The 12,210-nt window shown below is 63.6% G+C and carries 5 protein-coding genes; 1 reads left to right on the plus strand and 4 read right to left on the minus strand.

Going from position 1 to position 12,210, the window contains the following annotated elements; translation table 11 throughout:
• Positions 1-833: 833 nt before the first annotated feature.
• On the plus strand, positions 834-1,913 hold the full coding sequence (locus G6N43_RS24660) for an acyltransferase family protein (RefSeq protein ID WP_083157853.1): 1,080 nt from the start codon (positions 834-836) through the stop codon (positions 1,911-1,913).
• On the opposite strand, the gene G6N43_RS24665 is transcribed toward G6N43_RS24660, so the two are convergent.
• The 4 genes from G6N43_RS24665 to G6N43_RS24680 form a co-directional block, all read right to left on the minus strand.
• On the minus strand, positions 1,910-9,544 hold the full coding sequence (locus tag G6N43_RS24665; RefSeq protein ID WP_163658192.1) for a non-ribosomal peptide synthetase: 7,635 nt from the start codon (positions 9,542-9,544) through the stop codon (positions 1,910-1,912). The two genes, G6N43_RS24660 and G6N43_RS24665, sit on opposite strands and share 4 nt — an antisense overlap.
• A gap of 515 nt (positions 9,545-10,059) precedes the next feature.
• The gene (locus G6N43_RS24670; RefSeq protein WP_083157843.1) at positions 10,060-10,845 is read right to left on the minus strand and encodes a TylF/MycF/NovP-related O-methyltransferase; all 786 of its coding nucleotides are present in this window, start codon (positions 10,843-10,845) and stop codon (positions 10,060-10,062) included.
• Between the two features lie 134 nt (positions 10,846-10,979).
• Entirely contained in the window at positions 10,980-11,318 is a 339-nt protein-coding gene (locus G6N43_RS24675) for a hemophore-related protein (protein ID WP_083157844.1), read from the minus strand.
• Between the two features lie 108 nt (positions 11,319-11,426).
• Positions 11,427-12,209, minus strand: coding sequence for a GAP family protein (locus tag G6N43_RS24680; protein WP_083157845.1), 783 nt, complete (start codon positions 12,207-12,209; stop codon positions 11,427-11,429).
• Position 12,210 lies beyond the last annotated feature (1 nt).

A 12,210-nucleotide genomic window follows, 5' to 3' on the forward strand; every position in this document is an offset into this window, starting at 1 on the left:
GTCCTGAACCACGGGACCCATCAGCCGCCTGAACCGCCGCTAGCCTCTCGCGCGAGATTCTCGCCGGCGTATCGGACCTGACCTCGTTGTTTTACGGCCTCAATCAACGCGAGCAGAGCGCTGTCGTAGTCGGGAAGCGGATTGATTCTCATGTTTCTCCAGGCCATTTAGTCGAGCACAAGGCGGATGCCCCGCCCCCCGGTGAATAACTCATCCGCCGGGACGGACGGTAGTACAGCTAAGGGAGCTGATCAACGGTTTGGCAAAATTTGCCCAAGAGTCAAGATGGTGCTAATAACCGGAGATGCTGATGTGGCACCTAACTGGCAAATTTTGGTGGCTTCGCGGTAATCATCGTACCGTGAGCAAATTCCGCCTTGCAGATTGCCGCCGAGGCCCGGATTCGACGAATGTTGAGGTCACGCCGATGGCTGAGCCGGTCACCGTCCACACCGCCCCCCGAGGCGCAGCAAACGCGGGGATCTGGTCGACCTGTTCGGTGGCATGACCTACGGCCAGACCGACTGCGCCTGGCACCGCCAGCAATCGATCGTAAGTGGCCCGCCGCCCATCCACCGCGTTAGCTCGCGAACGCTACCCCGCGATCAAAATGCTCGTACGACCGTGCTCACCGGGCCGCTCGCCGCGACCACTTGGACGCGCACCGATAACCCAACCACCCACGTCGCGGATCGAAGTGCCGTTAAAAATTGCGAGCAGATCCCGGAAACCTTTATAAGTAGAGACTCCGGATCTGGCGGTACCGGGCGACACATACAGCCCCATCCGTCGGAGCTCGTTTCCGTTGAACTCCGACCGTGGGGGAGCTCGTAGTGCTGAGGCATGTGTTCGATCCGCGCCGTAATGCGTTGACGGCGTGGCGACTGGTCCTCGCGACAGGGGTGGTTTTCTGGCACTCCTGGGACCTCACCGGCCGCTCGATCTCGCACGAGCCGATAATGAGGTTGCTCAGCGAGCTGTTCGCGGACGGCTTCTTCACCATTTCCGGGTTTCTCATCGTGGCGGCCTGGATGCGGCGCCCACGCCTGAAGGAGTTCTGGGCATCCCGTTGGCTGCGAATCTTCCCGGGCCTATGGGTCTGTCTGCTGGTGATTGCGTTTGTCATCGCTCCGATCGCCGCCGCGTACCAGCACACAACGATCACGTTGTCGTCGGAGATCGCATACGTTCTGAACAACGCCGTGATGAATGTGGGCTACGCGGGGATTGACGGCACACCCACCGGCGTGCCATACCCTGAGGTATGGAACGGAGCGATCTGGACTCTGTTCTTTGTATTGCTGTGTGATCTCGTGGTTTCGGTACTGGGGGTGGTCGGCCTCCTGAAGCGCCGCTGGACCATTCCAACCTTGTTTGTCATCTCGTTGTGCTGGTCGGCGTGCGTTTCTTACTCGACATTCGAAGTGCCGACGTGGCCCCAGGCGTTGGCACGGTTCTTTCTGATGTTTCTTGCGGGGGCGATGTTCTTCCAGTACCAGGACAGAATCCCAGCCCGCTGGTCGCTGGTGGCGCTCAGCGTCGCGGTCATCGTGGCATCGGGCTTCATGGACAACTACCGGGTGATCGCCGCCCTCTCCGTGGCATACGCGATCATCGTTTCTGGCGCACTCGTCCGCAGGATAAATCTCCGTTACGACCTGTCTTACGGTGTGTACATCTACGGGTTCCCGATGCAGCAGCTGCTCGCCACGTTTGGGCTCGCCCAATTGAGTCCTCCCGTATTTTTCCTCGCTGCGATGGCGGCGACCCTGCCCGTTGCTGCCGCGAGCTGGCTCTTGGTGGAGAAGCGCGCGGTGGCCCTGAAACGTCGCCTGTTCAAGTCATTTAGCGAACGTTCACAAGCCCCAGCAACGGCACCTCGCCAGCCCGAGAATCGGACCCCACATACCTAGAGCAGTCCGAGGTGTTGGAGGTCGGTGACGTACTTGATGATGTGCGGTGCGCTGATGTGGGGGATGTCGTGATCGGGTCCGATCTTGGCGGCCTTGACCGCGGCGTGGAACCGATCCGCCGGAGCAAACGACCCCACCGTCGGCTCCGGAGCCGACACCTGCCCGTCAGTGTGGCTCACCAACAACTGCAACATCTGCAACACCGACTGCTGCCGCTGCGACTCCGGCAACCCCTGCAGCCCGGCCTCAAAGCGAGTGACCCACTCACCGAAGTCGCCGATACGCTCGATCGGATACCCCGCTTCGCTCAACCAGTCCACGTACTCATCGATGCCGATGCCGTCATCGTGAGGATTCATCACGTGATAGGTCTGGAACCCCTCGCCCAACCGGGTACCCAGGGTGGCGATCGCCTCGGCCACAAAATCGACCGGCAGCCCATCGAAGTGCGCGCGCTGCCGATTCCCGTCGGCATCCACCTGGTAGAACGACGCCGGCGCCACCCCGGTGGCCACCACCGACAACACCATCCGCGTCACCGTGTCAGACACATTGAGCTGACCCGCATACCTCGGATCAGCCATGATCATCCCCGAGCGAAACACCGCCACCGGCAACCCACACAGATCATGGGCCTCACGCAGCAGGACCTCACCGGCCCACTTGCTGTTGCCATACCCGTTGGCGTAACTACCGTCCACAACCCGGGTAGCGCTGATCTGACGGATATCGGCGTCCTCGGTAAACACCGACGGCTCGATCTGACGGCCCACATCCGACGTCGACACAAACGCATACGGCTTCAGACGACCAGTCAACGCAAACCGAATCAACTCCGCAGTGCCCACCACGTTGGGGCCGAACAACTCCGGGTAGGGCAGGATCCCGTTGACCAGAGCGGCGGAATCCACGATCAGGTCTACGGCGTCGGCCAGGCACCCCCAAATCTCCTCATCGAGCCCGAGCCCGGGTTGACCCTTATCCCCCGCGACCACCTGCAGTCGGTCGGCGGCCAGGTCGTGGAAGTGGTTCAGCAGATGCGGGTCGCCGCTGTCGAAGGTCTTCTCCAGGCGACGCAGCGCGTCCGCGTCGTCCTTGCCGCGCACCAGACACACCAACGTGCCATCGACGGCGCCGAGCTGTTCGAGCAACTCCAACACCAGATACCGCCCCAGGAATCCGGTCGCCCCCGTCAACAAGACCGTTCGCACCTCGCTGACTCGAGGCAGCGTCGGGGCCGTAGTCAGCGTCGTGTCGTCGAGGAACTTATCCAACGTGAGATCACACGCGTGGACTTCCGTCGCGTCGACACCGTGCACCGACGCGAAGCTTGGCGTGTTCGCCATCGAAGACGCCAACGCGCTGGCGTCCTCCACGTGCTGACTCAATCCGCTGACGGTGGGCGCGTCGAAGATCGTGTGCACCGCGACTTCGGCATCGATAGCTGAATTGATGGCTGCGATGACGCGCATTGCCGAGATCGAGTCGCCACCGAGGTCGAAGAAGGAGTCATCCACACCGACGCGATCGACTCCGAGGACCTGGGCGAAGATGCCGGCGATGACCTCCTCGATCGCATTCGACGGCGCCCGATACTGCGCCACGGCCTGATACTCCGGTGCAGGCAGCGCGCGGCGGTCGAGCTTGCCGTTGACCGTCAACGGCAGCGCGTCGAGCACCACCACCGCCGCGGGCACCATATAACCGGGCAGCCGCTGCCCCAGCTGGGCACGCAGTTCGGCGGGTTCAGCGGTGCCGGTGATATAGCCGACCAAACGCTTATCGCCCGGGCGGTCCTCACGCGCAATCACCACCGCCTGATCCACCCCGTCGAACTCAGCCAACGCAGCCTGAATCTCACCCAACTCGATGCGATAACCGCGGATCTTGACCTGATCATCAGCACGCCCCAGATACTGCAACTGACCATCAGCACCCCAGCGCACCAAATCCCCAGTGCGATACATCCGCGCCCCCGGCTCACCGAACGGACACGCCACAAACCGCGACGCCGTCAACCCGCCACGGTTCACATAACCCACCGTGATCCCACGCCCAGCCAGATACAGCTCACCCACCGCCCCCGCAGGCACCGGACGCAACCACTCATCAAGCACAAACGTCGCCCCACCGGGCACCGGAGACCCGATCGGCGCCTCATGCGAACCCGCCACCAACGGCGCACTGATCGCCGCATAAATCGTGGCCTCCGTCGGACCATAGGCATTGAGCATCACCCGCCCAGGCGCCCACCGATCCACCAACTCCGTCGGACACGCCTCCCCCGCCACCACCAAAGTGGTGTCCTCCAAACCCTCCGGCGAAAGCATCCCCGCCGCCGACGGCGTCTGATACAACACGCTGACCTGCTCACGCACCAACAACTCATGCAACTCCGCCGGCGAACCCGCCACCGCCTCAGGCACGATCACCAACCGCGCACCATGCAGCAACGCACCCCAGATCTCCCACACCGACACGTCAAACACCAACGAATGCCACTGCGACCACACCTGCCCCGCACCGGCAGGCATATCCGGATGCAACAACGCCAACGTCTGCGTCACATTCACATGCGACACCGCCACACCCTTAGGCACACCCGTCGTCCCCGACGTGTAAATCAAATACGCCACATCATCAGCAGCCGGGGTCAGCAGCGTGTCGTGGGCGAAATAGTCGGCCGGGTCGTCGATTTCGACGATCGCCAGATCCGCGCCATCCAGCCGGGCCCGCAGATCCGCGGTCGTCACGGCGGCGATCGGCGCGGCGTCGCCGAGCATGAACTCCAGCCGCGCCTCGGGCACCGACGGGTCGATCGGCAGATACGCCGCCCCAGTCTTCAGGATCGCCAACATCCCCACGATCGCGTCATCTGAGCGCGGTACCAACAACGCCACCGACCGGCCCGGACCCGCGCCGTGCATCGCCAGCAGGTTGGCCAGGCTATTGGCGGCCTCATCGAGCTCGCCGTAGGTCATCGACCGACCCTCGAACGTCAACGCCACCGCGCCGGGATCACGGTCCACCTGCTCAGCGAACACCGCAGGAATCGACTTCGGCGCCACCACCGGCCGACCCAACACCGCCCGATTCGCCCAACCATCAAGCTGGTCATGCTCCTCGGAATCGAGGACATCGATCGACGACAACCGCCGATCGGGTTCAGTCACCATCGCAGCCAAGATCCGGTGGAAGCGATCAACTATCGCGTCGATGGCCGCCGGGTCGAACACCTCGGCGGCGTACTCCACCCGCAGACTCAACTGCTGGCCCGGCGTCACCGCCACTGTCAACGGATAGTGGTTGTACTCCCGTGCGCTGAACCCTGTGAGCGCCAGCTCCTGCACCCCCGAAAGCGCTCCGAGATCAACCGGATAGTTCTCGTACACAAACAACGTGTCGAACAACCGGTCCAGCCCGACGACCCGATGAATGTCGGCCAACGCGAGATGTTGATGTTCGAGGGTGTCGTTGTACCCCTCCTGCAACCGGTCCAGCAGATCACCGACCGTCGACGTGGGCGTGGCATTCGCCCGCACCGGCACGGTGTTGATCAACAAACCGATCATCGACTCCGAGCCCGCGAGCTCGGCCGGGCGCCCCGAAGTGACCGCGCCGAACGCCACGTCATGCTGACCGGTCAACGTCATCAACAATCGCGCCCAGCCCGCCTGCAACACCGTGCTCACCGTGGTGCGCCGCGACCGCGCCAACTCCCCCAACGCCCGCGTCGTCTCCGCGGAAACACGGGCGAAGCTGACGTCGCGCGGACCCGGTCGATCCGCCGGGGCTACCAGGGTTGGGGTTTCGAACCCGTCGAATACCTTCGCCCACACCACTTCCGCCGCGTCGCGGTCCTGACCGGCCAACCACGTGACGAACTTGCGGAAGGGTACCGGCGCGGGCAACCGATGCCCGTAATAGCCCGCGAAGATCTCCTGCAACAACAGCGGCAGCGACCACCCATCGATCACGATGTGATGAACGGTCAGGACGAACTCATGCCGATGCTCCGCAGTACGGATCAGCGCCGCCCGGAAGGGACGCGAGTCGGCCAGCTCGCACACCGCCGCCCGCTCGGCCGCACGCAGTTCTTCTATCTGTTCGTCGGTATCCAGTTCGCAGTACTGCCAACCGATGTCGGGATCGGCCGTGAGGATCTGCACCGGTTCGCTCAACGAAGTGCAGAAGCGCGCGGCCAGATGCGGGTGACGTTGGATCACGGTGGTCAGCGCCTCGCACAGGAGACGGGGATCCAGCGGGCCGGCGATGGTGATGTCCAGCTGCACGGCGTAGACGTCGTCGCCGCGGGTGAGCGTGGAGTGGAACAGCAGGCCCTGCTGCAGCGGCGTCAGCGGCAACACGTCGACAAGTTGGTGCTGCTGGGCGAGGTCGTCGATCTGCTGCTGAGTCAGCAGCGCCGGTAGGACGTCGGACGGCGTCAACCCACCCCCGCCGGCACGCACATGCGCGCAGATGCCGGCCAACGCGTCAAACCACAACCGGCTCAACCGTTCTACCTTCTCGGCATCGAACGCCGACGGCGCCCAGGACCAATTGGCCTGCAGGAGCGGACCGGCATCGGTATCCAGCGTGCCCGCATTCAATTCCACGGTATGGGCCAACGGCATCGCGACCGCCGCGGCTGCATCCGCGGAGGCCATACTGGCCGGGCTGATGCGCCACAGGTCCTCGGACAGATCGGCCGCGCCTGCGCCCAGGCGGCCCAGGTAGTTGAACCCAATGGCCGGATCCGAACCTCCCAACTCCACGTCGGGATTGAGATACCGCAGCAGCCCATAGGTCGACCCGTCGGGGAGCGACCGCAGTTGTTCCTTGGCCGCCTTGATCACCGCGCCCAACCCCGCATCACCGGAGATCAGCTGATCCCAGTCGATACCAGCGACATTCAGCGCGACCGGATACTTGGTGGTGAACCAGCCCACCGTGCGCGACAGATCTACATCGGCGCGCAGTTCCTCATGCCGCCCGTGGCCCTCGACATCAAACCCGATCGGCGTGTTGGCGCCCAGGAATTCGGTCCAGGCCAACCCGAACGCGATCAGCAGAATGTCTTGCACGCCAGCGTGATATGCCGAGGGCACCTCCCCGAGCAGCAGCCTTGTGGTGTCGGTGTCCAGCGACACCGTCAGGCGACCGGCATTGGCGTACGTGTCCTCAGGCTGCATCGTGGGCAACACGGCTGGAACGTCGGCGACCTGCCGCCAAGCCTCGGCCGTCGCCACCACCTCGACGCTGCGCGCATGCTCGTCCAACAGCGTAGCCCAGCGCTTGAACGACGTACCCTCGGTCGGTAAGGCGACAGCTTGGCCGCTATGGTGCTGAGCCCAGGCGATGTTGATGTCCTCCAACAGGATTCGCCAAGACACCCCATCAACGGCCAGGTGGTGAATCATCAAGACCAGCTGGCTTGTCGAGGAAGCCCACACCGCGCTGACCATCGCCCCGGTGGCCAGATTCAACTGCGACCGCGCACCGATGATGGCCTCATCCGTCAGCGCGTCCACCACGTGTAGTCGCTCGGCGGCATCGACCGACGCGGGTTCGGGCACGCTGAGCGACCACCCGCCGGCACCGTCGTCCTCCACACGCACCCGCAGCATCGCGTGCTGTTCCAGGAGGGCCTGCAGCACGACCACCACGTCGTCGGCGGTGACCCCGTCGGGGGCCTGCAACACCAGAGTCTGGTTGAACTCGTCGACCGGACCCTCCACGTCGTGCAACCAACGCATCATCGGCGTCGGCGCCACCTCACCGACGCCGTCATCGATGACATCGTCTGCATCGCTGGCGATCTCAGCGACCGTGGCCAGCCGGGCAACGGTTTGCTCGACGAAGATGTCGCGCGGCCGACATAACACCCCGGCCGCCCGAGCATGGGCCACGACCTGCATCGACAGGATGCTGTCACCACCCAGCTCGAAGAACGAGTCGTCGACACCGACGCGCTCGACCCCGAGCACCTGCGAATAGATCGTCGCGAGGATTTCCTCCACCGGATTACCGGGGGCCCGGTACTCGTTGACAATGCCGCCGTACTCCGGCGCGGGCAGGGCACGCTTGTCGAGCTTCCCGTTGACCGTCAGCGGCAGCGCGTCGAGTGCCACCACCGCCCCCGGGACCATATAGGCCGGCAGGCGAGCAGCCAAGGTGGTCCGAACCCTGATCAAATCCACTGCTCCAGTGGATGATTCGACGATATAGCCGACCAGTCGTCTGTCGCCGGGGCGGTCTTCGCGAGCGATCACCGCGGCCTGTTCGACGCCGTCCACTGCAGCGAGGGCGGCTTGTACCTCACCGAGTTCGACGCGATACCCACGAATCTTGACCTGCTCGTCAGCACGCCCCAGATACAGCAGCTGACCATCCTCGCCCCAACGAACCAAATCGCCGGTGCGATACATCCGCGCACCCGGCGCCCACGGGCACGCCACAAACCGCGACGCCGTCAAGCCACCACGGTCGACATAGCCCACACCCACACCTCGACCGGCCACATACAGCTCGCCGACCAAACCGGCGCCTACCGGCCGCAACCACGCATCCAACACAAAGAGTGCGGCCCCCGGCACCGGCGTACCGATCGGCACCGCGACCGTCCCTGGTGTCAACGGGGCGCTGATTGTCACGCACATGGTGGTTTCGGTCGGCCCGTACGCGTTGAGCATCACCCGGTCATCGCTGGCCCACCGATCAACCAGCTCCGCCGGGCAAGCCTCCCCCGCCACCACCAGTGTCATCGACTCCAGACCCTCGGGTGGTAAAACCCCTGCCGCAGAAGGGGTCTGAGTCAGTACCGTCACCCCTTCGCGTATCAACGCCTCGTGAAGCTCTTCCGGTGAACGTGCCACCGTCTCGGACACCACCACCAACCGGCCGCCTCGCACCAGCGGCGCCAAGATCTCCCACGCCGAGACATCGAACGCCAGCGAATGGCACAAGGCCCATACGCCGGGACCGGGTAGCGCCGCATCAAGCGAGGACAAGAGCTGTGTGACGTTGTAGTGGGTGATGGCGACACCCTTGGGGACGCCGGTGGTGCCGGAAGTGTAGATGACGTAGGCGACGTCATCAGGTGACGGCGTTGGCAATGCGGTCGTCGGGCCTGCCGCTGAGCGATCATCGACATCGATGACCGGAATGTCGAACGTCGCAAGCCGCGGCCGCAGTTCGGTCGTGCTGATGGCGACGGCAGACGCGGCGTCGCCGAGCGTGAAGGCGACTCGATCGTCGGGATGCGCAGGGTCGATCGGAAGATACGCCGCACCGGTCTTGAGCACCGCCAGGATCGCGATGATCGCCTCCGCAGAACGCGGAATCAGCAGCGCCACAACCTCGCCCGGGCCCGCGCCTCGGCTTACGAGCTCATGTGCCAGCCCGTTGGCGGCCTCGTCCAACTCGCGATACGTCCACGACTGCTCACCACATGCCAACGCCACGGCGTCCGGGATGCGAACCACCTGCTGGGCGAACAGCGCCGGAATCGAGTCCCGGTGACGGGCCGGCTTGGACAAGATCGCCCGATTACCCCACTCCGCCAGCTGGTCGTGCTCGTCATCATCGAGCGCGTCAATCGACCACAACCGTCGTCCCGCATCGGTCGTCATGACTGTCCCCCCAGACAGGCGGTCATTGCCGCGAGCGCCCCCCGAGGAGCCGTGCCACCCCTATACCTTCGAAGCTCGATAGTCGCCGTCGACCGCAGCCTTGGCTGTGTAGGCGGTCAGGGACCGCCTGGCCTGCGACGACGACCCGATATCTACGGTCCCGCAAATTTGTGGTGTGGTCGGCTGCGCGTCGACGACGGCGCGTTCCCAGGCGGACCGGCGACAATGGCGGATGAGAATCGCACGCGTCCCTGGCGTGGGCCATTCTGTGAATGCAGGTCATACGCTGTGCGGCTCCTCGTCGCTAATCATGACGAAAAGGCTGAAATAGTCGTCGTCGAAAAGTTGGCGCTCCGGTCTCCTCCAGGTTTTCCAGTCCCGCCAGCAAACATACTGGAGGCGGCCTGGGTTTTCGCCGTCTTTGAAATTAAGAGCGCATTTATTTAGCGCGTGGGCGTTCCCGGCGATTTGTGTGCATCGAGGAGCGGTGAGCGCTCCTCAACGCACACAAATCCTCAGCGGGCCGGCTTCATGATCAGGCCCTGGCCGGTGGGCAGGGTGCAGATCGGCACGTCAAGTTCGCGGGCCACCCCATCCATCGCCAGGCGCTGTTCGTCGCGTCCCCTCTGCGCGTAATCGTCGAGCAGCACAAACGCGCCCGGGGTCAATCGCGGCCAGAAATAGCGCAACGCCGCAACCTCGGGTGGGGCGCAGTTCATGTCGATATGGAGGTAGGCCACCTTCTCGGTGTCGACCTGCTCCAAGGTTTCCGGAACCGTCCCGGCAATGATGCGCACGTTGTTCCACTCCGCAAAATTCTTGCGGACGCTTTCGACCGAATTCGCGTAGACCCCGAAGTCGAGCGCCGCCTGGCTCTTGACAAGCGCCCCGGTTTCCCGTTCGACATCGGTGACGAAGCGCGGGTCCATCCCGCCGAACGTGTCGAGCAGATAAAACGTCTTGCCCAACCGATCCCAGTCCAGGGTCTGCATGATGCCGCTGCTCAAAAACCCATGGCTGACACCGCACTCGACGAAATCACCGTCGAGCTTGGTCGCGCTCGACGCCGCCCACAACCCGACGTGAAACCGCCACTCCCAGTGATAGAAATCCTGGCCGCCGAGCGCCTGCACACCACGCTGATAGGCGCGCCGAAACACCGGGTCATCACGAAAAGCGTCACTGTTGAAACAGATCAGCGCATCATCGGAATACACATCGGGCAGAAACGTCCGGGGCACCCAGTACCCCGTACGCAGCGCAAACCACATCAGCCGAAATCTCTTGGGCCACCTTTGCATTACCCCCACGGCCGAACCATACAACGGCATGCGCGGCTTCAACACCAAAAGACGATTGTGCGAGACGTGAGGTATCGGCGACGCAAGTCACCAACCGAGCGACGCACGCACTGGTGCCTCGCATTCCAATCCGCTCAGTAGTTGGGGCAGCTCGCGAACATCTGCTGGATGACGGGGAAGGCCTCCGCAGCACCCGGATTGTTCTGCACCTGGCTGATCAGATTCCGGCGCTGGTCCGGTGTCGAAGCGATGAACACCCGCAGGAATTCCAGATTCGGCGGTGACGAGTCAAGGTACTGGGCCGCCATCGGATTCTCCGCGTGTATAGCAGCCATCGCCTGATCGTAGGTGCACGTCGTATTGATCATCGGATCGAAGTTGGGCTGGGCCGAAGCGATCCCAGCGCCAGCGGCCAATGACAGCGCCAGACCGCAGAACGCGGCGGCTAGCCTGGGCAACATCAGAGCGATCATGTGTTGATCCTTCCCCTCCTGAGCGCTGCACAAAACCCCGCCCAAACCGGACTCTAAACGTCCTGCGTGCACCTCGCGGAAGGATTGAGCAAGGGCAGGGAGCGGCCGTCAGGCGATGCCGAAGCCTCTGAGGAGTTGCCAAATCCCGATCAGCACGAAGAAGACGATGAAGATTTGCCGATTGTTCCGCCGCGCCCACTCGTGCACCGGCCGCAATACGGCTTCCGTTTTCCGGGGTGCAACCACACAGCTCACGAGGACGAGTTCGAGGACTGCGAGCATACCGACCACGAAGGCAATCGCAGCGACGATCTGCTCACCGAGCCCGGCTCCCGACGACACGATGGCCGTATCGACGATCAGCAGGAGCGTCGTTGATGGCACATACATCAGGCCGAATACAAACGACACCCACAGCGCGCCGTTCTCCCACGTCTCAGTGAGGCGACCATAGATCCGCTGAAAGGTTGTCACAGCTTTGACCAGCAAACCCTTGGCGCCGCCCGGCGTTTCCGGCTCCAGCACCGTAGCGGCTGTATCGTCGCCGCCACCGACGGACACTTTCGCGCGCTCACGTACCCGTGGACGCACGGCCATCACCGTCGCAATCGTCAACGACAGCACAGCCAGACCCAGCGGGCCCGGCTGGATTGAGCCTGGGGATGGCTCCTGCGACTGAACCAGACCGTCGGTAAACGAGGCGAATCCCGGGATCACACGGACCAAGATCACTGGAGCCACATAAACCGGAACGTTTGTGAGCATGGCGCCGACCCAATAGACGAACAAGTTCGACACGGGCCTGGGACGGGCGATCACCAGCAGCACGAATCCGAGAAGGATCGGATTGAGGGCGACCAGCAGCGCCAGCCCCAGAACCGGACCCCACATA

The organism is Mycolicibacterium moriokaense (genome assembly GCF_010726085.1).
Taxonomy (GTDB): domain Bacteria; phylum Actinomycetota; class Actinomycetes; order Mycobacteriales; family Mycobacteriaceae; genus Mycobacterium; species Mycobacterium moriokaense.

Coding starts and splice junctions, on each gene's coding strand:
- G6N43_RS24665 (WP_163658192.1), bottom strand. CDS start 9,544: ATGACGACCGATGCGGGACGACGGTTGTGGTCGATTGACGCGCTCGAT.
- G6N43_RS24670 (WP_083157843.1), bottom strand. CDS start 10,845: ATGCAAAGGTGGCCCAAGAGATTTCGGCTGATGTGGTTTGCGCTGCGT.
- G6N43_RS24675 (WP_083157844.1), bottom strand. CDS start 11,318: ATGATCGCTCTGATGTTGCCCAGGCTAGCCGCCGCGTTCTGCGGTCTG.
- G6N43_RS24680 (WP_083157845.1), bottom strand. CDS start 12,209: ATGTGGGGTCCGGTTCTGGGGCTGGCGCTGCTGGTCGCCCTCAATCCG.